Origin of the sequence: Aquabacter sediminis (assembly GCF_028863665.1) — a bacterium.
GTDB lineage: Bacteria > Pseudomonadota > Alphaproteobacteria > Rhizobiales > Xanthobacteraceae > L1I39.
Genome location: NZ_JARBFX010000009.1, coordinates 208377 through 228874 on the forward strand (window position 1 = coordinate 208377; position 20498 = coordinate 228874).

At 66.1% G+C, this 20498-nt stretch carries 22 protein-coding genes and 1 tRNA gene; 8 read left to right on the plus strand and 15 right to left on the minus strand.

The features are described from left to right. Positions 1-51 precede the first annotated feature (51 nt). The 5 genes from PV781_RS18570 (at position 52) to PV781_RS18590 (ending at position 5258) form a co-directional block, all read left to right on the plus strand. Entirely contained in the window at positions 52-1275 is a 1224-nt protein-coding gene (locus PV781_RS18570; protein ID WP_274777127.1) for a M24 family metallopeptidase, read from the plus strand. 53 nt (positions 1276-1328) lie between these two features. After that, positions 1329-2369, plus strand: coding sequence for a TRAP transporter substrate-binding protein (locus PV781_RS18575; RefSeq protein WP_274777128.1), 1041 nt, complete (start codon positions 1329-1331; stop codon positions 2367-2369). A 79-nt stretch (positions 2370-2448) separates the two neighbouring features. Next, complete coding sequence (locus PV781_RS18580) at positions 2449-3069, plus strand: TRAP transporter small permease subunit (RefSeq protein ID WP_274777129.1); 621 nt, start codon at positions 2449-2451, stop codon at positions 3067-3069. Next, positions 3066-4349: a TRAP transporter large permease gene (locus PV781_RS18585; protein ID WP_274777130.1), complete on the plus strand. Its 1284-nt coding sequence runs from the start codon at positions 3066-3068 to the stop codon at positions 4347-4349. The genes PV781_RS18580 and PV781_RS18585 overlap by 4 nt, the downstream gene beginning before the upstream one ends. A gap of 117 nt (positions 4350-4466) precedes the next feature. Next, positions 4467-5258 (plus strand): putative hydro-lyase, encoded by a 792-nt coding sequence (locus tag PV781_RS18590; protein WP_274777131.1) that lies wholly within the window; start codon positions 4467-4469, stop codon positions 5256-5258. Between the two features lie 150 nt (positions 5259-5408). Here the strand turns inward: PV781_RS18590 and PV781_RS18595 are convergent, their stop codons facing one another. Genes PV781_RS18595 through PV781_RS18620 form a run of 6 tightly spaced genes read right to left on the minus strand, consistent with a single transcriptional unit; the run spans position 5409 to position 10002 of the window. Beyond that, a complete protein-coding gene (locus tag PV781_RS18595) occupies positions 5409-6212 on the minus strand; it encodes an ABC transporter ATP-binding protein (protein ID WP_274777132.1) in 804 nt (267 codons plus the stop codon). Further along, positions 6209-7006 carry a pyrimidine utilization protein D gene (rutD, locus tag PV781_RS18600; RefSeq protein ID WP_274777133.1) on the minus strand — a complete coding sequence of 266 codons (798 nt, stop codon included), beginning with the start codon at positions 7004-7006 and terminating at the stop codon, positions 6209-6211. The genes PV781_RS18595 and rutD overlap by 4 nt, the downstream gene beginning before the upstream one ends. Before the next feature lie 35 nt (positions 7007-7041). Further along, a complete protein-coding gene (locus PV781_RS18605; RefSeq protein WP_274777134.1) occupies positions 7042-7842 on the minus strand; it encodes an ABC transporter permease in 801 nt (266 codons plus the stop codon). A 4-nt stretch (positions 7843-7846) separates the two neighbouring features. Beyond that, a complete protein-coding gene (gene rutC, locus PV781_RS18610; RefSeq protein ID WP_274777135.1) occupies positions 7847-8236 on the minus strand; it encodes a pyrimidine utilization protein C in 390 nt (129 codons plus the stop codon). Between the two features lie 6 nt (positions 8237-8242). Next, the gene (gene rutB / locus PV781_RS18615) at positions 8243-8986 is read right to left on the minus strand and encodes a pyrimidine utilization protein B (RefSeq protein WP_274777136.1); all 744 of its coding nucleotides are present in this window, start codon (positions 8984-8986) and stop codon (positions 8243-8245) included. A gap of 11 nt (positions 8987-8997) precedes the next feature. After that, the gene (locus PV781_RS18620) at positions 8998-10002 is read right to left on the minus strand and encodes an ABC transporter substrate-binding protein (protein WP_274777137.1); all 1005 of its coding nucleotides are present in this window, start codon (positions 10000-10002) and stop codon (positions 8998-9000) included. Positions 10003-10175: 173 nt separating this feature from the next. On the opposite strand from PV781_RS18620, the gene PV781_RS18625 reads away from it, so the two are divergent. Next, positions 10176-11063, plus strand: coding sequence for a LysR family transcriptional regulator (locus tag PV781_RS18625; protein WP_274777138.1), 888 nt, complete (start codon positions 10176-10178; stop codon positions 11061-11063). 66 nt (positions 11064-11129) lie between these two features. Here the strand turns inward: PV781_RS18625 and PV781_RS18630 are convergent, their stop codons facing one another. The 4 genes from PV781_RS18630 to PV781_RS18645 all read right to left on the minus strand — a co-directional run bounded on the left by PV781_RS18630 (position 11130) and on the right by PV781_RS18645 (position 14527). Continuing rightward, positions 11130-11855 (minus strand): ABC transporter ATP-binding protein, encoded by a 726-nt coding sequence (locus PV781_RS18630; protein WP_274777139.1) that lies wholly within the window; start codon positions 11853-11855, stop codon positions 11130-11132. After that, a complete protein-coding gene (locus PV781_RS18635) occupies positions 11852-13015 on the minus strand; it encodes an ABC transporter permease (protein WP_274777140.1) in 1164 nt (387 codons plus the stop codon). The genes PV781_RS18630 and PV781_RS18635 overlap by 4 nt, the downstream gene beginning before the upstream one ends. After that, positions 13012-14103 carry an efflux RND transporter periplasmic adaptor subunit gene (locus tag PV781_RS18640; protein ID WP_274777141.1) on the minus strand — a complete coding sequence of 364 codons (1092 nt, stop codon included), beginning with the start codon at positions 14101-14103 and terminating at the stop codon, positions 13012-13014. The genes PV781_RS18635 and PV781_RS18640 overlap by 4 nt, the downstream gene beginning before the upstream one ends. A gap of 151 nt (positions 14104-14254) precedes the next feature. Continuing rightward, positions 14255-14527, minus strand: a complete 273-nt coding sequence (locus PV781_RS18645; RefSeq protein WP_274777142.1) for a hypothetical protein — start codon at positions 14525-14527, stop codon at positions 14255-14257. A gap of 258 nt (positions 14528-14785) precedes the next feature. Between PV781_RS18645 and PV781_RS18650 the strand changes: the two genes are divergently transcribed. After that, positions 14786-15505, plus strand: coding sequence for a response regulator (locus PV781_RS18650; RefSeq protein ID WP_274777143.1), 720 nt, complete (start codon positions 14786-14788; stop codon positions 15503-15505). Between the two features lie 7 nt (positions 15506-15512). Then, complete coding sequence (locus PV781_RS18655) at positions 15513-16877, plus strand: ATP-binding protein (RefSeq protein ID WP_274777144.1); 1365 nt, start codon at positions 15513-15515, stop codon at positions 16875-16877. Here the strand turns inward: PV781_RS18655 and PV781_RS18660 are convergent. The 5 genes from PV781_RS18660 to PV781_RS18680 all read right to left on the minus strand — a co-directional run bounded on the left by PV781_RS18660 (position 16837) and on the right by PV781_RS18680 (position 20135). Further along, entirely contained in the window at positions 16837-17055 is a 219-nt protein-coding gene (locus tag PV781_RS18660; protein WP_274777145.1) for a hypothetical protein, read from the minus strand. The two genes, PV781_RS18655 and PV781_RS18660, sit on opposite strands and share 41 nt — an antisense overlap. Beyond that, a complete protein-coding gene (locus PV781_RS18665) occupies positions 17052-18398 on the minus strand; it encodes an aminotransferase class I/II-fold pyridoxal phosphate-dependent enzyme (RefSeq protein ID WP_274777146.1) in 1347 nt (448 codons plus the stop codon). The genes PV781_RS18660 and PV781_RS18665 overlap by 4 nt, the downstream gene beginning before the upstream one ends. A 43-nt stretch (positions 18399-18441) precedes the next feature. Next, complete coding sequence (locus PV781_RS18670) at positions 18442-19122, minus strand: N-acyl amino acid synthase FeeM domain-containing protein (RefSeq protein WP_425532422.1); 681 nt, start codon at positions 19120-19122, stop codon at positions 18442-18444. Further along, positions 19119-19664 (minus strand): methyltransferase family protein, encoded by a 546-nt coding sequence (locus tag PV781_RS18675; protein ID WP_274777148.1) that lies wholly within the window; start codon positions 19662-19664, stop codon positions 19119-19121. Before PV781_RS18675 ends, PV781_RS18670 begins: the two co-directional genes overlap by 4 nt. A gap of 381 nt (positions 19665-20045) precedes the next feature. Then, positions 20046-20135, minus strand: a tRNA-Ser gene (locus PV781_RS18680). Between the last annotated feature and the right edge of the window lie 363 nt (positions 20136-20498).

The window sequence follows — 20498 nt, forward strand, 5'->3', positions numbered from 1 at the left end:
AGCCGCTCCAGAGGGTCAGATCATGTCAGACGTTTCGGCGGGGGTCCGCGCATGCCGCGCGGTCTGGCCCGCGTCTCTCGCATTTTAAGCCGCGCCATGGGCGCTGCGGCTCACAGCCCACACACGGGTCGCCGCGCGGCTCTGCTTGCCGAGGCGCGCGCTTGCGGCGCGGCCTCCATACTGGTGTTCGGCTTTGGCAGCGCCCTCGGCGCCGGCACCAAGTCCCATGGGGCCCTTCGCTACGTCTCCGGCTGGGACGGGCACGAAAGCCCATCCCTCCTTGTCGTCGCGCCGACCGGCTCAAGCCTCCTGGTGGGCAGTCCTTTCATGATCCCGCTGGCGCGCCGCCTGCCTGCGGACCTGCCCGTCATCGACGCACGTCCCGCCAATTGGGACCGGGCCGTGCGGGAACTGAGCCTGCCCGGACCCGTGGCCACCATCGGCTTCGATGAGATGCCCGCCGCGCTTCATGCTCGCCTCGCCCCCCTTGCGGACGGCCCGTCCCTTGACGAGCGGGCCGCGCGGCTGCGCCTGCGCAAGGATGCGGATGAGATCGCCGCTCACCGCGCGGCTGCCCGGCTTTGCGACGAGCTGTTTGGCCGGCTCGGGTCGGAATTGGCGCGGCAGTCGACTGCTTCGGACATTCAAGTGGAACTGGAGGCGCATGCCCGTCGCGCCGGGGCCGATTACTGCCGGACTTGGCTTACCATTGGCCCGCAGGCAGATTATTGCCGCTATTGGCCGGCGGAAACCGCGGCTTCGCCTGAAGAGGGAGACCAGGTGCTGCTTGGCATCGCCCTCACGATCGACGGCCATTGGGGCCACGGGATCCGCATGGGCGCGGTCGGCCCTGTGAAGCCGGATCATGCCGCCCTGCATGGGCTGGTGGAGAGCATGATGCAGGCGGCTCTCGGTGCACTGCGCCCAGGGCATCCCCTCGCGGCCGTGGAGGCGGCCATGGAGCAGAGGCTTCGCGAAAGCGGAATCCTGAGCGCCCATCCTGGCGCCCGGCGTTTTCGCAATGGTCATGGCCTGGGCCATTCCTATGAAGAGCCGGTCCTGACGGACGCATTTCCTCAGCATTTCGATACATCGGGCACGGATACGGCAGGGGGATCGGATATGACCATCGCTCCTGGAATGCTGCTGGAGATCCATCCCAACCTGTTCATACCAGGCATCGGAGGCGCCGCGCTCGGCGAGATGCTTCTGGTGACAGAAGCTGGCGTCGACAGCCTGCTGAGCTTTCCCCGTTCCCCCGTGGCGTGGGCTTGACCCGCCTTTCAGATTGTTTTCCCGCCGCCAAGCAAAACCAGAGGAATTTGAAAATGAAGCGCTTGATGATTTCCCTCGCGGCCCTTGCCGTCGCCTCGGCTGCAACGGCCCAGGACCTGCCCAAGACCCACCTGAAGGTGGTCGGCGGCCTCTCCAACCTCACGGCTTACCAGGACTATGAGAAGCCGTTCTGGACCACCACCATTCCGGAGACTTCCAAAGGCCAGGTCACGGCCGAGATCAAGGGCTTCAATGAGATGGGCCTGAAAGGGCCGGAGCTGTTGCGCCTGATGTCCCAGGGCGTGGTGGAGTTCGGCACGGCGACGCTGTCCTATTTCGCCTCCGACAACCCGATAAACGAGACCATCGATCTTGCCGGCCTTGCTCCCGACGCCAAGACCGCGCGGCAGGTGACGGCGGACTTTGAACCGGTCTTGGCAAAGACCTATGGCGATGGCGCCAATGTGCGCCTGCTCGGCATCTCGCCCTATCCTGCGCAGGTTCTGTTCTGCAACGCGGATATCAAGGGCCTGTCCGACCTGAAGGGCAAGAAGGTGCGGACCTCCTCGCGCACCCAGGCCGAATTCGTGGAGGCCTTCGGCGGCTCCAGTGTCACCATGGCGTTCGGCGAAGTGGTGCCGGCGCTTCAGAACAAGGTGGTGGACTGCGCCATCACCGGCTCGCTCTCGGGCTATTCGGCCAAGTGGTACGAGGTCTCCACCCATCTGCTCGCCCTCCCCATCAACTGGAACCAGCAGATCCACGCGGTCAATGAGAAGGCCTGGCAGAAGCTCGATCCCAAGGTGCAGGCGTTCCTGAAGGAAAGCATCGCCGGCCTCATGGACCAGATGTGGAGCGCCGCCGCCAAGCAGACTGTCACCGGCTTCGACTGCAACACGGGTGCGGCCTCCTGCCCCTATGAGGTGAAGGGCAAGATGGTGCTGGTGCAGCCGACGGATGCGGACCGCGCGCAGCTGAAGAAGGTGTTCCAGGAGCAGATCCTGCCCAAGTGGGCGGCCCGCTGCTCGGCCGACTGCGTGGCGGCGTTCAATGCCACCATCGGCAAGGACCTGGACCTGACCGCCAAGAAGTGAACCCGATGGCGGGCCGCGCAGTGCGCGGCCCGCCCTTCGCGGGAAACACCTCCCCCGCTTCCTTCCGGGAACGAGCCCCATGACGCGCTATTCCGCACCTCCCCTTCTGACGGCGATGACACGCCTCGCCGAGACCATCGCCCGTTCCGCGGTCTGGGTTGGCGGCGCCCTGACCATTGCGAGCGTGCTGTTCATCACGCTGGATGTGCTGGCTCGCAAGTTCCTGGGCCGGCCTCTCGGTGGTGCGGACGAGTTGTCGAGCTATGCCTTCGCCATTTCCACCACCTGGTCACTCGCCTTCGCGACGCTTCAGCGGGCCAATGTGAGGGTGGACGTGCTCTACCAATATCTGCCGGTGCGGCTCTCGGCTGTGCTGGACTGGATCTCGCTGGTATCGCTCGGCACCTTCATGGGCTTCCTGACCTATTATGCCTATGACGTGGTGGCGGCTTCCATCGTCCAGAATTCCCATGCCAACACGCCGCTCGCCACCCCCCTGTGGATTCCTCAGGGCCTGTGGTTCGTCGGCTTGGTGTTCATGTGCATCGTGCTCGCGCTGATGCTGCTGCGGGCCTCGGTGGCGCTGGTCACCGGCGACATCGACACCGTCAAGGCACTGGCCGGGGTGCGATCCACCAAGGAAGAGGCGGAAGAGGAAGCGGCCGCTGGCGAGCGGATGGTGAAGGGGGAGCAGGCATGATCGCGACCACCCTTATCCTCCTACTGGTGCTGATCGGTCTGTCCATTCCCGTCGGCGCCGCGCTGGGCGTGCTCGGCCTCATCCTGGACCCGCTTTACTCCTTCCTGCCGCTGACGCGGGCCATTGGGGAACTGGCGTGGAGCACCAACAACGAGTTCCTGCTGGTTGCCATTCCCCTGTTCATCCTGCTCGGCGAGGTCCTGCTGCGGGCGGGCTTTGCCGAGCGCATGTACAGCGCCATGAGCCTCTGGTTGTCCTGGCTGCCCGGCGGCCTGATGCATGCGAATATCGGCGCCTCGGCGCTGTTCGCCGCCACCTCCGGCTCCAGCGTCGCCACGGCGGCCACCGTGGGCACGGTGTCGATCCCGCAGATCAAGCGCTACGGCTATAATGAGCCACTGTTCCTTGGCAGCCTGGCGGCCGGCGGAACGCTGGGCATCCTCATTCCGCCCTCCATCAATCTCGTCATCTATGGCGTTCTGACCAATTCCTCGGTGCCCAAGTTGTATCTGGCGGGGATCATTCCAGGCCTGCTCCTGGCCGGCCTGTTCATGGTCACGATCATCGTCGCCTGCATCGCCAAACCCGCCTGGGGTGGACAGAGGGTGCGGGCGAGCTGGGGCGAGCGGCTGCGGTCCCTGGTGCATCTGGCCCCGCCGCTCGGCATCTTCCTGCTGGTGGTCGGGTCCATCTATGCCGGCCTTGCCACGCCAACCGAGGCCGCCGCGTTGGGCGTCACCGGCGCGCTGATCCTTGCCGCGTGGTTCGGACGCCTGAGCCTGTCCATGCTGCGGGAGGCGGTGGAAGGCACCATGAAAGCGAGCGCGATGATCATGCTGATCATCATCGCCGCCGGCTTCCTGAACTTCGTCATGTCGGCCACGGGCATCACGGACGCGGTGGTGGGGTCCATCTCGGGCCTTGGATTGTCGCCAGTACAGATGCTGGTGGTGATCGTGATCTTCTACCTGATCCTCGGCTGCTTCATGGAGACGCTCTCCATGATGATCACCACCATTCCGATCGTCGCCCCCATCATGATCGCGCTCGGATACGATCCGATCTGGCTGGGGATTCTCATCATCATCCTGGTTGAGGCCGCGCTCATCACCCCGCCGGTGGGGCTGAACCTGTTCGTGGTGCAGAGCTTGCGCAAGAGCGGCTCAATGGGCGCCGTCATCGTCGGCAGCGTCCCGTTCGTGCTAGCCATGGGGCTGCTGCTCGTCCTCATCAGCGTGTTTCCGGATCTCTGCCTGCTGTTGCCGCGGATCTTTTCGTAACGCAGCGGCGCCCCCTTTCCGGTCCGCCCGAAACGGCGCGGACCGGCGGTTCCCTCCCGCTCCAGCGCACCCTGCCGGCAATACGGCGGGCCGGGGGCGGCTTGTCTCGAGGTCAAGATGCAAACTCAGGCTTACCCCACCCCCTATGCCGCTCGCCTTGCTGCCCGCTCCGGCGAATTGGACGTTCCCACGGCCAATATCGCCCCCGGCTTTGTGCAGGCCAATCTGGCCATCCTGCCGCGCGATCTGGCCTATGACTTCCTTTTGTTCTGCCAGCGCAATCCCAAGCCCTGCCCGCTCGTGGGGGTTTCGGAAGTGGGGGACCCCAAGCTTCCGCTGCTCGGCCATGACCTCGACATTCGCACCGACGTGCCGCGGTACCGGGTCTGGGAAAAGGGCCAGGTGGTGGCGGAGGTGACGGACATCACCCCCTACTGGCGTGACGACCTCGTCACCTTTGCCATCGGCTGCTCGTTCTCGTTCGAGGAAGCGATGCTGGCGGCAGGTTTGCCGGTGCGCCATATCGAGCAGTGCTGCAACGTGCCCATGTACCGGACCGGCATCGCCACGACGCCCGCAGGCCGTTTCTCGGGCCCGCTGGTCATGTCCATGCGTCCGCTGTCCCCCAAGGATGCGATCCGTGCCGCGCAGGTGACGGCGCGCTTCCCATCCGTGCATGGCGGGCCGCTGCATATCGGCGATCCCAGCCTGGTGGGGATCAAGGACATCCACAAGCCAGACTATGGCGACGCGGTGCACATCCGATCCGGCGAAATTCCCGTCTTCTGGGCCTGCGGCGTCACCCCCCAGTCGGTGATCGCTGCCAGCATGCCGGATTTCTGCATCACCCATGCCCCCGGCTATATGCTGCTCACGGACATACCGAACGCTGACCTCGCCGTTTGCTGACGGGCCGTGGCGGGCGGCTCCCGGTTGATGTCGGGAGGCGCCCAGGCCACGCATGTGGTGGCGGTCGGACATGCCGCAACTGGGTCGCGCCACGTCCGCCGAACGCTGCTCCGGGCTCCGGCCCCGCGACGGGTGGGGGAGGGGGCGCCCTCAGGCCGCGGCGCCGGCCGCCTCGCGGGGCTTGTCGAGGTCAGCCCAGATGCGGGCGAAATAGTCGGTGAACAGCGGGTCGGACCGCAGGTCCACCGGGTCGCGGCCCACCTTCTGCAAGGTGATGTGGTGGAGATTGCGCACCACGGTGGGGCGCAGGCCCAGCACCAGCACCCGGTCCGCCATGGCGATGGCCTCGCCGATGTCGTGGGTGACGAGGATGGCGCTCTTGCCGCGCTCCGCGATGATGCGCGTCACATCCGCCTGGAGCAGCAGGCGGGTCTGGAAGTCCAGTGCTGAGAAGGGCTCGTCCAGCAGGATTACGCCGGGATCGAAGGCGAGCGTCCGCATGATGGCGACGCGCTGGCGCATGCCGCCGGACAAGGTGGCGGGCTTGGCGTTCTCGAATCCGGACAGGCCATAGGCAGCGATCAGCCCCATGGCGATCTCGCGGGACTTCGCCTTGGGCGTGCCGCGCACTTCCAGCCCCAGGACCACGTTTTCCAGCACCGTCCGCCAGGGCAGAAGGAGGTCCTTCTGGAGCATGTAGCCCACATGGCCGGTGGCCTGCTCCACCCGCCGCCCGTTCACCTCCACATGGCCGCGCGTGGGTTCGAGCAGGCCGGAAATGATGTTGAACAAAGTGGACTTGCCGCAGCCGGACGGCCCGACAATGGCCAGCGTCTCGCCCTCATAGAGTTCGAAATCCACCTTGCGGATGGCCTCCACGCCGCCGGTGGTCGAGGCGAAAGTCATGCCGATGTCCTGCGCCCGCAGGACGATCTTGCGGCTGGTGTCGCTCATCGGTCGGCCTCCGCGCAGAAGTCGAGCATCATGGAGTTGAACACGTCGGGGCTGACCGCCGTAAAGGCATGGGCGCCCCACTCCACCTCCGCGACGCGCGCGCCGGGAATGCCGGCACCCAGCTCACGGGAAAGATAGGAGGGCACCAGCGCATCGTCCCGCGCGGCGGCCAGGAAGGTCGGCACGCGGATCTCGGAAAGACGCGCGCGTCCGTCGAAGGCCAGGAAGGTCTCAATGCGCGACACCATGGTGTCGATGGCGGGGAAATGGGCGACCATGTGCGCCTCCTCCGCCTCCAGGGCCTGCGCATTCTCGGCGATCCAGCGCGGCGGATAAAGGAAGAGTGGCTGCGCCCGCACATAGGCCTCAGGGCCTGAGGTCAAGAGGATGCGCGTGCGCACCTCGAAACAGCGGCGGATGAAGGCGTCCGCATTGGCCCAGCCGTTCACGATGGTGAGGCTGCGCACACGATCGGGCGCCGCGAGGGCGAGCTCCATGCCGATGATGCCGCCAATGGCATGCCCGGCCACATGGGCACCCTCCACTCCTGCGGCATCCAGCACGCGGATCATGTCGCCGGCCATCTCCGCAACGCTGCGTGGGCCGATGTCGCGCCCGCTGCGCCCGGTGCCCGCATGGTCGTAGAGGATGACTTGGTGCGTCTGGGACAGCGCCTCCAACTGCGGCCGCCAGAAGTTTCCGGAGCCTCCCATGCCGGCAGACAGGAGGATAGGCGAGCCGGTGCCGTGGACTTCGTAATAGAGGTCGGCGTCGCCGCCGGTCGCATAGGGCATGGACGAGAAACCTGATCTGAACAAGGGAGGGAGGATCAGCCGCGCAGGCGGCGCTCGATCCAGTCGATGGCGCCGTACATGGCGAGCGCCACGGCCATCAGGGCGGCGATGCCCACCCAGACCGCGTTGAGGTCATAGAGGACGCCGGCATAGTAGATCATGTAGCCGAGCCCTTCCTTGGAGGCGATATACTCGCCCACCACCGCGCCGATCAGCGCGAAGCCCACATTGAGGCGGAAGGCGGAGACGATCCACGGCATGGCGCCGGGCACGATCACGGTCCGCCAGGTGCGCAGCCGCCCCGCGCCCAGCGAGCGCATGAGCTTGACCAGATCCTCGTCCACCTCCTTGGCGCCCTGTTGGGCGGTGATGAGGGCGACGATGAAGGTGATGATGGCGGCAATGGCGATCTTGGAGCCGAGCCCGATGCCGAACCACACGATGATGAGCGGCGCCAGCGCGATCTTGGGCAGGCCGTTCATGGCGATCATATAGGGCCGCAGCACCGCCGCGCCGGTGGGAAAGAGCCAGAGCACGAGCCCCGCCGCGCTGCCGAACACGGTGCCGATGGCAAAGCCGGCAATGGCCTCCCAGGCGGTGAGCGCGCTGTCGCGCAGCAACTCGCCGGACAGGAGAAGCGTCCAGCCCTTGGCGAACACGCCGCTGGGCTGGCCGTAGAGATAGACCGGCAACACGCCGGTGCGGATAGCGATTTCCCAGGCGCCCAGCAGGCCCGCCAGCAGCAGCACCTGATAAAGCGCGACGCGGGAGGGCGACGGCACGCGCACGCGCCAGCCACCGGCTTTCGGCAGGGCCTCGGTCCGTGCGAGTGCCATCGGATCAGCTCCGCTTGTGCGCGATGGAGGCGATCTCCACACGCGCGCCGGGCTTCACCAGGCCCACCTGCACGCAATAACGAGCCGGCTTCTCGCCTGGAAAGTATTCCGCATAGACCTTGTTGATAGCGGCGTAGTCGCCCCAATGGGTGAGGAAGACATGGTTGAAGGTCACGTCCGCCATGCTGGCGCCGGCCGCTTCCAGGACGGACTTGATGATCTCCAGCACATGGCGCGTCTGCGCCTCCGCATCGTCCGGGAACACCACGTTATTGTCCTGGTCGAAGGGCAGCGTGCCCGAGACATAGACGACATTGTCGGCCTGCATGCCGGGGGAGAAGGGGGCGAGCGGCGTGCCGGAACCGGCGGGAATGACGGCGCGGGGGGTGGTCATGGGGTCTCAACCTTCCTGGGAGGTGGGGGCGATCTGGCCGAAGGCGCGGCGGAAGTCGGCGACGGACGAGACCCAGCCGAAGAAGGTCTCGATATTGTAGATCGCCGCCTTCTGGGCGAAGTCCGGCCCCGCCTGGTGGGTGGCGTCCTCGAGCACGATGCCGAAATATTCGAGGTGGAAGCCGTCGCGCAGGGTGGATTCGACGCACACATTGGTGGCGATGCCGCAGAAGACGAGATTGCGGATGCCGCGGGCGCGCAGGATGCTGTCGAACTGCGAGTTGAAGAAGCCGGAATAGCGGGGCTTGGGCACCCGGATGTCGCCGGGCTGGGGCTTCAGCGCGTCCACCAGCTCATAGTCCCAGCCGCCCTTGGCCAGCAGCGTGCCGGCCAGTTCCGGCTTGCGCCGCATGGTCTTCAGCGCGTTGGACTTGTGCCAGTTGGGCGAGCCGGGGCCGCCGGCCTCCACATAGTCGCCATCCCAGCCATTCTGGAAGAAGATGACCTGCACGCCCGCCGCGCGGGCGATGGCCACCGTTTCCACGCACTGGTCGATGGCGGCCTTGGCGCCTGAGATGTCGAAGCCGGCCAGGTCCAGATAGCCGCCGGGGGAGGCATAGGCATTCTGCATGTCCACCACCACCACGGCCGTCTCCTCCACCGCGAGGGTGAGCGGTTCGGGCCGGGCGGGCAGCGTCACGGTGCGACGCTGCCGAGGAAAAGCGGTGGAAACGGGGGTCACAACGGTCATTTGGGAGCCTCTCAGCCGGCCGTGCCGAAGTCCTTGGCGGCCTTCAGCGCGAAGGAATTGTCGACCATCTGCGCATAGGGCAGCGTTTCCTTGATCGAGCCGCCAGCCAGCTCCAGCTGCATGGCGCGGTCCCACTCCTCCGTGGAGATGGTGGGCGCGGTGGGAATGGCGGTGCGGGAGCCAAAGAAGTTCTTCGTGGCATTGGCGATGACGGACGGCGCCACCTTCGGGAAATACTTCTCCGACACCTGCGTGAACACGCCATTGTCCTGGTGCATGAGCTTCTGCGCCTCGGCCAGCGCATTGCAGAAGGCCTGAATGGCGGCGGGGTTCTTGGCGATGAAGTCCTCGGTCGCCATGGCCGTGGTGAAGGCCACAGGGCCGATGATGTCGGCAAAAGAGAGCACCGGCTTCAGGCCGAACTGCTCGACACCGATGGAGATGTCCCACTCGAAGGCGGTGGCCACGTCCGCGCGGCCGTCCTTGACCGCTGCGGCCTGCGCGCCGGCTGGCAGTTCGAGGAAGGTGACGCCGGCCTCCTTGGGATCGAACTTGCCTACCACCTTCATGGCGTAGTTCGGCACCTGGATGGTGGAGGAGGGGAATTTCAGGGTGGCGATGGTCTTGCCCTTGAGGTCCTCGATGGACCGGATGGGGCTGTCCGGACGGGCCATGGCCCACATGGAGACGCCGCCGACAATCTTGGCGATGTTCTTGATCTTGCCGCCCTCGCGGGTGGCGTTCACCGACATGCCGGGGCTGGTGACGCCGAACTGGGCGCGGCCCGACAGGAGGATGGGCGTGGGAAGCGCGATGCCGCCGGCTGTGGAGACTTCGGCCTCCAGCCCGTGCTTGGCGAACAGGCCCTTGTCTGCCGCCACATAGAGCGAGGCGTACATGCCGAGGCGCAAGGCCTCGGAGATGACCACGGGCGTCCCGGCCGCCCGGGCAGGCAGGCCGAACGTGGCCACGGTGGCGCCGGCAAAGGAGAGCTTCAGGAGTGAACGACGGTCCATCACCATGTCTGACCCCATTCTGGAAAGGAAGGCGGCGGTGGCTTGGTGCCCCGTCCATCGGGCGTCGCAGGATGGCGGTGCCCATTTATTAGTCTCGTCCAGAATGGTGGCATTCTCGCCTTTTATTAACAAGGCGGAAAAAACTGATATATTCATTAGTTATGTCGATAAATATGAATCTCCGTCAGTTGCGGGCTTTTGTGGCCGTGGCCCAGACCGGCAGCTTCAGCCGCGCCGCGCGGCGGCTCGGCCTGTCCCAGTCCGCCCTCAGCCAGGCTGTGCAGCAGCTGGAGGAGGAACTGGGGGTGCGGCTGCTCGACCGCACCACCCGCTCGGTGCAGCTCAGCGCCATCGGCGTGGACTTCCTGCCGGGCATCCAGCGCCTTCTGGCGGACCTCGACCACCAGTTGCAGGACCTGAAGGACCTCAAGGAGCACCGGCGCGGGCATGTCACCGTCACCTGCGTGCCCTCGGTGGCCCTGCGCCTGCTGCCGGCCGTGCTCGCCCAGTTCCAGCGGGCCCATCCCATGGTCACCGTGTCCGTTCGCGAGGCGCCGCGCCACCAGATCATCGCGGCCCTGCGCTCGGGCGACGCGGAACTGGGCATTGCCAACGTGCCGGGCGATGATCCCGATCTGGACGCCACCTTCCTTCTCACCGACACCTTCGCCCTCGTCATGCGGCGCGACCACCCGCTGGCAGCCCGCGAGAGCATCGGCTGGACGGAGGCCGCGGCCGCCGGCGTCATCGCCATGGCGCCGGGAACCGGCATCCGCCTGGAAATGGATCGCGGCCTGCCGGTGGCTGCGCTGCCGCGCTATGAGGCGGAACATCCGGCCACGCTTCTGGCCATGGTGGAGGCTGGTGTCGGCGTCGCGCCCTTGCCGGGGCTTGCCTGGCCGAAGGGGGATCATCCCACGCTCACCATCCGCCCCCTCGTGGAGCCCCGCGTGGAGCGCGCCCTCTATCTCATCCGCCGCGCGGGGCGGGACCTGTCCCCCGCCGGCCGCTCCCTTCACCGGGCCATACTCGCCGGAGCGGTGGAGGGCGGGCTGAGATAGAGGCACGCCTCTCATTCATCGCTCGCCCACGGTGCGGGCCGGCTTCATCGCGCAGATCTGGTCAGCTTAGCCCGTCCCCTCACCGCTCCGGTTCTCATCCATCGGCGCGGGACGCACCCGACCGTCCTCGAAGTGAATGATGCGGTCGAACAAATCGATCGAGCGCGGATCATGCGTGATCACCACCACTGCGGCTCCGTGCATGGCGGCGATGCGGCGGAAGATTTCCATCACCTGCCGACCCCGCGCGCCGTCCAGTGCGGCAGTCGGCTCGTCGGCCAGGATCAGCGGCGGTGCGTTGGCAAGGGCCCGGGCCACCGCCACCCTCTGCTGCTCGCCGCCGGACAACTTGGCGGGGAGGCTGTCGGCGCGGTGGGAAAGGTCGAGTGCTGCAAGCAGCCGCCGCGCATGGGCGCGGGCATCGGCGGGGTGCACATCGGCGATTTCGAGGCTCAGGGCCACATTCTCCACCGCCGAGAGAAAGGGGATGAGGTTCGCCTTCTGGAACACGAAGCCGATGCGCTTGCGCCGTGTCTCGCGCAGGCCATCAAGGTCGGCGCCGGCATGTGAGACACGTTCGCCCGCCAGCCAGACCTCCCCGGAGGTGGGGTTCTCCAGAAGGCCCGCCAGCATGAGGAAGGTGCTCTTGCCCGAGCCGCTGGGACCGAAGATGCCCACCAATTCCCCGGCGGCCACATCCAATGACACATTGTCGAGGGCACGCACCAAGCCGCCGCCGGTCACGTAGGAGCGGGAGAGGTTCTTCGCCGAAAGGACCGCGGGGTCACTCACGACAGCACCTCTCGGGCGCTGACCCGCGAGGCGCGCGCGATCCCGACGAAGGCCGCGACGGCACACACGAGGGCCAAGGCCAGTGCGATCTGTCCGAGATCCGATGGCAGCATCACCACCCGGCGCGGGAACAGCGGAAAGACCAAGGAAGACAAGACGAGCGCGAGGACATAGCCGGCAATCCCGATCAATGCCGCCTGCTGGCCGATCAGCCCGATCACCACGCGCTCGCGCGCGCCCATGAGCTTGAGGAGCGCGATCTCGTGCAGCTTCTCGAGCGTCATGGTGTAGACGATCAGCGAGACCACGATGGCCGTGATGACGAGGATCATCCCGGTGAAGGTCAGGATCTGCAGGCGCAGCTTCCAGAGCCGGGCATTGAGCATCAGGTCACGTTGATCGGTGGTCGTCAGCACCTCCACGTCACCCCAGCGCTGCAGGGCGCCGATCACCTGCGCGGGGTCGGCGGCGGGGGCGAGCCGCACCAGCACCGCGGCGATCTTGCTCTCCTGCGCCACCGAGCTGGCATCGGCACTGACCGCGGCTGGGTCCGTCCGGCCCGCGCGCGCCAGATGGATTTCCTCCGAGGTGCGGCGGCGGGCGATCACCGCCGCATCATTGATGCCGACGAACAGCAGCCCGTCGCCCGCAGAATCCACCATGCGCTGCGTGAGCCCGACGATGGTGTAGGTGTCCCGCGCCAGCTGGATCCGGTCGCCCACCTTCAGCCCTGTGCTGGCGTCTGCCACCGCCTGGTAGCGGCTGCCGGCCAGCCAGCGTCCCTCTGCGAGGGAGAGCCATCGCCCGTCGTCGCGCGGCACGTCCACGCCGGTCACGGTGACACGGCGGGCGGCGCCCGCGAAGTTGAATTGCTGGCTGAACTGGGTGAAGCGGCGGACATCCGCGACGCCTGGCACGCCCTCGACCCTGCGGTCCATGTCCGCCGCCACGGCCGAGCCCTCGGCGAAGGGGCCGGCCCGCTCGCCCTGGACCACCCAGAGATCCGCATCGATCCGGTCGATAATCAGCAAGGCATCCTCGACAATGCCGCGATAGAGCCCGGTCATGCCGATCACCGCCATGATCAGGAAGGCGACGCCAAGGGCGGTCAGCACGAAGCGGGTCGGAGCGTGGAGCGTGTCCTTCAGCGCCAGGTTCATGTGGCGGAGCCCGCGAGGCGCACGCGCATGAAGGGGAAGAGGCCGGCCGGCTTCAGGATGGTCTGGTCGGGGGCAAGTCCCTGGCGGACCTCCACCCGCTCCATCCCGCTGTCGCCCAGCGCCACCTCCCGCCACCGCGCGCGGGCACGGGTCTTCACCCACACGCCCGGATGCCCGTCGCGCCAGACGATGAAGGAGGTCGGCACGCTCAGCACCGGCCCGCGCCGGGCGACCAGGATGCGCGCCATGGCGCGCTGGCCCAAGGCCCAGTTGGCGGGAAGGGTGTCGAGCGCGATGTCGATCTCGAATTCCCGCGTCTCCGCGTCCACCTCCCGTCCGAGCCTGAGCACATGGCCGGGGATGGCATCCCTGGCGCGGCTGAAGGTGATGCGGGCGGGCTGCCCCGGCAGAATGTCGGATATGGCGCTTTCGTCCAGCCGCGTGGTCAGCACGAGGCTCGCTGGATCGACGAGATGGAACACCTCGCTGCCCGGCGTGAGCACCTCGCCCACATGGCGGCTGCGCGACACCACGACACCGGAAAACGGCGCCCGCAGCACGCTGTCGTCCAATTGCGCACGCGCTGAAGCCACGCGCGCCAGCGCGGCATCGCGTTCCGCCTCCGCCTGGTCAACGGCGCGATTGGCGCGGAGGAGGTCCGCTTCACCCTGCCGGCGGGCGGCGAGCGCATCCTCCAGCCCGGACTGGCTGGCAAAGCCCTTGGCGAACAGGGCGCTCTGGCGCTCATGGGTCGCGCGCGCCTTCTCAAGGGTGGCGACGGCACGATCGCGATCCGCCTCCAGGGCGCTCACCGCGCGCGCGGCGGCGCGGGCGCTCGCCTCGGCCGCGTCGCGGTCGGCGCTGAGGTCGTCATAGGCCAGGCGCGCGAGGGTCTGTCCCTTGGTGACCACGTCGTTGCGGTCGACCGCCAGGTCTTCGATCCGCGCCTGAAGCCGGCTGCCGAGGCTGGCCTCGGTCAAGGCGGACAACGTGCCGGGCCCCTGAAGCTCGATGTCCAGCATCCCCAGCCGGAGGATCTCCCCCTCCACCGCATGGGGATAAAGGTAGCGCAGGCCGAGAAGGATCATGGCCAGTCCCACAGCCAGCAGGACGGCGCGCCGGCCGCCCCGATGGCGCTTCGGACGCGGGCGCGGCGGCTCCAGGGAGAGGAGCCCATCAGGGCCAAGCTGGACATTCATGACGGGAGGGGGGCCGAGGAGGGAGAAGGGGCGAAATCGGTCACTGCGCCGGTTCGACCTTCGCGGCGGCCAGCGCCTCCTTGCAGGGCTTGGAGATCTTGTCGGGATTGGCCTTCATGCATTGGAGGATGCGCCCGCCGCCAGGCTGTACGCCGGGACAGGTGGCGCGGATGTCCGCTTCACAGGCCGCGCGCACCGCCTGCATCTGGTCGCGCGAGGGGGTTTGCGCGGACGCGGCGCTCGCCAGGGCGATGCCGACCAGAACGCCGATGGCGCTCGCGCGGACGGCGCGAAGAATGAAGACACGCACCATGATGTCGGTTCCTTCCGGGGTGGGGTAGGGGGCATGGAACCCGCCCGGTGCGGGGGCGGCCAACCGGGGCGGGCTCCATGGTGGTCAGGCTTGCGCCTGCCGTGCCGCCGGCAAGGGCTGTGGGATGCTCAGCGACGCAGCTGAAGATGGCGCCTGCATTTTGCGGTCGTGTATCGGCGCGCGGCCTTTTTGTTGCAGTTTGTATCGGCCTCCGTGACGCGCCTTGCGCACACGCCCCGGGCCTGCCATGGCAGGTCCATGACAGCCACAAGAGTGCTCCTGGTCGAGGATGACCGCGACATTCGCAGCCTTCTTGTCGATTTCCTCGCCCGCGAGGGCTACGAGGTCGAAGCGGTGGGAAGCGGCACCCTGATGGACCGCGCCCTGATGCGCGGAATGCCCGATCTTGTCATCCTCGACATCATGCTGCCGGGGGAGGATGGCCTGTCCATCTGCCGCCGTCTGCGGGCCAAGAGCCTGGTGCCGATCCTCATGCTCACCGCCAAGCGGGACGAGGTGGACCGCATCGTCGGTCTGGAGATCGGCGCCGACGACTATCTGGGCAAGCCGTTCAATCCGCGCGAATTGCTGGCGCGCGTCCGCGCCTTGCTCCGCCGGGCCTCCGGCCCTCTGTCCGCCGGCCTGCCGCAGCGGCGCAGGCGCCGTTTCGCGGGGCTGGTCGCGGACCTCGATGCGCGCACGGTGGTGGACGAAGCGGGACAGCGGGTGAACCTGACCACCGCCGAGTTCGATCTTCTTGTCTGCTTCCTGGAAAGACCGGGGCGGGTCCTTTCGCGCGACCAGCTCCTGGATCTCACACGCGGTCGCGCCGGCGGCGATCCGTTCGACCGCACCATCGATGTGACCGTGTCGCGGCTGCGCGGCAAGCTCTCCGGGTGCCTGGGGGAGGCCGCGCAGCCCATCACCACTGTGCGCAATGTCGGCTATCTGTTCTCGGCCGATGTGGGCGAGGCGTGAGACATCCATGCGCCTTGGTCTGCTTGCCCGCATCATCCTCATCGTCGCGGTCGCGCTGCTCGTCATCCAGTTGCTGGCGCTGGTCTTTTACTTCGGTGTTGGCGAGGGGCGTCGCGCGCTCGCCGAAGGTTCGCCCGCGCTGCCCGGCCGGATCGCCGCGCTCGTCCTGCTGGTGGACGAGATGCCATCGCACCTTCGGCCCGCGCTGCTCGAGGCCGTCAGCGAGGGCGGGCGGACCGCCGCCATCATCCCCGTCTTGCCCGAAGCACTCACCCGCAAGACCGAGCTGGTCCGGGTCGAGCGCGCGATCCGCTCGGCCCTTGCGTCACGCGGCGTTGACGCGCGCGACGTTCGGGTGCGGCTTGAGGAGCATAGCGACAGCGGACGGGGCGGCACGCTGAGCGTCTATGTGGCGCTCGCCGAGGGGGGCTATCTCTGGCTCGACGTGGAGGACCGCGTCACCGTCCGGCTGCTTGGCGTGCCCATCGGCTTTTTCGCCGGTCTGTTCGGCGTGGCCGTGGCCCTCGTGGCTCTGGTCGCGGTCGCGCGCGAGATGCGGCCGATCACGCGTCTCGCGCGGGAGGTCGACCGGGTCGGCGAGGGGATGGACCCGGTCGCGATCCCCGAGCGCGGCGCTCCGGAACTGCGCAAGCTGATCCGGGCGGTCAACGCCATGCAGGAGCGCATTGCCGCTTTGGTGCGCAACCGCACCCTGGCGCTGGGGGCCATCTCCCACGACCTGCGGACCTACCTGACCCGCCTGCGCCTGCGCGTGGAAATGATGCCGGAGGATCGCCACCGCGCCGGCGCCATCGCCGATGTGGAAGCCATGCAGGCATTGGTGGAAGATACGCTGGACTTCGCCCAGGATACGTTCACGCCGACAGAGCCGTCCTGCGCCGACCTTGCCGCCGCGCTACGCTATTTCGCTGACGAGCAGGCAGAGGGGCAGGTCGTGCTTCGCGTTCCGGATGGCCCGGTCTGGGTGGCTGTCGGCGACAAGGCGCTCGGGCGCATCATCGCCAACCTCATGGGCAACGCCCTGCAATATGGAACCCACGCCATTGCAGGGCTCGAGGCGGACGGCCCCGTTGCGATCCTGGTGATCGAGGACGATGGCCCGGGCATTCCGGTGGAGGAACGCGAGCGCGTCTTCGAGCCCTTCCACCGGCTGGACGCGTCCCGCAATCGCGAAAGCGGCGGAACGGGCCTCGGCTTGACCATCGTGCGCCGGCTGGTCGAGCGGCATGGCGGCAGCATCTCGCTGGGGGCAAGCCGTGCCGGCGGGCTGGCGGTCCGTGTGGCGCTGCCGCGGGTGGTCCTGCCTGGCGTTAGGGAACACCAAGGCGAGAGCGGCCCCGGACCATCCTGATCGATCGACGCCAAGCCATGACGCTGGCTTGATCGCGAATACTGGTCAAGCCAAAGGAGAGCTCCTTCATCAGCACCGCCGGATCGCCCCCGGCGATGAAGGCGCGTTCGATCCTGTCGAGCAAATCCATGCCGTGCGTTTTCGCGTCTTCGGCAGGTGCGCAAAGTGCCTCAGTCATCGGTGCTCTCCTGCAAGGCCTTCGCAAAGGGTGCGCGTTCGGGTGGCGATCCCGACGAATTCATCCATATCCCGCTCCTCATGGTCGGCCATGACCTGCAGGCGCCAGCGGGCGCCGTTGCGGGCGACGGCGGGGTGCTCCACGAGGTTGACGATGGCGCCGAGGTCCAGGGCGGTGCGGGTCATCAGCCGCGACAGGGGGCCATCCCCAAGCACGACCGGGACGATGGCGCTCGGTTCGCCCAGCACCTCGAACCCCTGGTCGCACAGGGAGGTCCGCAGCCGCGCGACATTGCGCATCAGCCTTTTTCGCCGTGCTTCGCCTTCCGGAGCGGAGACGATGTCGAGCGCCTTGAGCACAATGGCCGCCTGGAGCGGGGTCATCGCATTGGTGAAAGTGGAAGGGCCGCAAGCGCCACGCAGCGCGAACTTGAGCGCCGGGCTGTTGCAGGCGACGAAGCCGCCTGTGGAGGCGAAGGTCTTGGAGAAGGAGCCCATGAGCACGTCGACCTTGCCGATCATGCCCTGAGCTTCCAGCGCGCCGCGCCCGGTGGGACCAAGCGCGCCGAGGTCATGGGCGCAGTCCACCAGCAGCGTCGCGCGGAAACGATGGCACAGGGCCTGGAGGGCCGCGATGTCAGGCACGTCGCTGTCCATGGAGAACAGCGACTCGGTGACGACGAGAATGCCCGCATCCGGCTGCGAGCGCCGGATGCGTTCCAGCCGCCGCTCCACGCCCGCCACCGAGAGGTGCGGCGCCCGGTGAACGTTGGGGGTGGCATCCGTGGCTGCCTCCTGTAGGCAGGCGTGGGCGAGCGCATCAAGGATGACATGATCTTGCTTGCGCAGGAGGGTTTTGACGGTCCCGTAGCCGGCGGCCCAACCAATGGGAAACACCGTGCAGCTTTCATAGCCAGTGAACTCCGCGAGCCGCTCCTCCAACGCGACCGACAGTGGAGTGTTGCCCATCAGCGCTGCCGAACCGGCGCTGTGCACGCCCATTGATTGCGCGGCCTCGCAGGCCGCCGCGACAATCTGGGGATGGGTCGAGAGGGAGAGATAGTCCTGGCTGGCGAGATTGATGCCGGCAAAGGGCAGTCCTGTGCGCAGGGCGCCTGCAGCGCGCGGGCCGGTGCTTGTGGCAACCACGCGCTGATAGGGATCGAGCCCGGCCTCACCCCGCGCCTCGAACCAGCGCCCGACCTCGTCCCATCGGGCCAGAAGGTCGGGATTGGCGGGATCATAGAAGTCAAACAGATTTCCCGTGGCGCCCTTGCCCTTTGGGTCGAAAGCAGGCCATTTGGAGTGATCCGCCACGTTCATTTTTTCAATGAGATCTTCCATATCCACCCACCCCACACCCGAATTTTAGACGAATTTATTGTCTTTACTGAGAGAAAAGAATATTGAGCCGTTCGTTATGCCTTCGGAAGAATGGGTAGCGCCGGAGAACACACGGGGCCTCTTCCCGAAAATTGGAGGTCATCAAAGCCAATGGCTTTGTGAGCTGGAGATATTTCCGGAATTCGCTTCGAGCCGTGTAGCGAAGGTATTTAGCATAGAAGCCCATGTGCTCCTGGCGGACGGAGGCAAGTGCGACGTCTGCATTGAAGTAATCAGAGGCCGCAAATGGGATTTTTAACGTGACATAAGCAAGCTCGGGATAGCGGCGCGCCGCGCGTGCGCAAACGACGAACCGCGTTGGATCGATGAGCGTTAGACCCTGCTGGAGGAGAGGCCCCACGATGTCCGGGAATGCCTGCGCTGAAGGAGAATACGGAGAGTGCGCTGTTAAAACATGGATGCGAATTGCACATGCAATTTCATCTTCGATAAATATAGAAATGTTGAACGTATTTTCCATATAATCGTATTGATATTCCATGCGCCCATCCTGGAGGGGCCTAATCGCGTCTTCCCGAAGGTAGCATTCGTGACGGAAGCGACTTATTGCGCAGATCTCCGCCTCAGTGCGCGATCTTGCAAACGAGGCGAGATTGAATGTTTCGATGACACGCTGGGAAAGGCGAGAATCCTGAGTTGGCACGGGCGGGGCATGAGTATTCATTCGACCCTCGATGTATTTTCGGAGTTGGATGAGCCTGTGTGCATGTAGCTCCTGTACTCGTCTGCAATGTCGGAGTTCAGGAAGTCGGCCTCTTCAGTCCGTGCCGCGCGGTAATACAGAGTCGCAAGAGCAAAAAGCGTAACAAGCGATGCTGCGTTGAACGTCGCCGTCGCGCATCCCGTCCAGAAAAGCACATACGAAACATAGAAAGGGTGTCGCATATAGGCATATGGCCCGCCGCGTACGACGCTCTTCGGCACAAGGGAGGAGAACGCCAAGTACAGCCGGGTCTGCCGTGTCGAGACGATGGCCCATAAAAAGAGCGACAGAGCCGAAAGAAACAAGAAAGTTGAAACGGCCATCCTCTCCGCAGAGGGTTCGCGGTAAGATATGCCGTACAAGAAAAGCATGAATCCAGTGAGGGATATGGCCGAAATGAGCTTCATTCTCGTGGAGATTTGGTCGCCACGAAAATGGTATTTAGTAGCGAGAGCCATGGCGCAAAACATGATGATGCCGAGTGTTGCGACGATTGCGCTCATCGCGACCTTCCACAAAACGCCCGAAGCGGAGCGAATTCTAGGTGGGTCATGAAGGCATCTGCGTTGGAAAGCATGACGGATTCCCCACGGATCGCCCCTTCCATTCGGCTGAAAGCAATTCTTCCGACCCCGGAGCTTTGACCCTGGCTGTGACGTCCGTTGCTAGCGTGTCCCGAAGGGCTCGACATCACCCATTTGGAGTAAGCGCCGCTTTTGCCGTGCAATGGGCTCCCGCGTCGGTTTGGCGCGCCCAAGACGCCGCGTCCAAGGCGTCCGTGTTGCGACAGACCGGCGTCTGGATCGGCTTCATCGTCAACTCGAGCGCCGCCGGAGAGCGGCGGCGCCAATCAACTCATTAAAAACCTGTAAATTTCAGTGAATTGGCGGAGAGGGAGGGATTTGAACCCCCGATACGGTTGCCCGTATGCCGCATTTCGAGTGCGGTGCATTCGACCACTCTGCCACCTCTCCATGCCGGGGCGCGGTGCTGGGGGCACCGTTGTGGTGGAGCGCTTCTAGCGGAGAGATGGGGCGCAGACAAGTCGGTTTCGTGGGGTTGTGCGCGCCATGTCCACCATGCGGGAGGCGCCATGGCGTCGCGGGGAGAAGGGGTGGAGCAGGCGCGGAGGAGGGGCGGAACTGGGCTTGGCTGCCGCAGAAGGTCGCGGCGTTCAGCCGGAATTCGGCCCAGGTGTGGTGAGAGGGGGGGACGGGACAGGTGGGGCGGGAAACGCGCCATTACCTAAAAGTCATTTTTGTGGACGTGCGGCCGGGCCGGATGCTGCGCTATAGAGGGCGCCGGTCGAACGCCCCGGAATCCGAGCCGCAATGAAT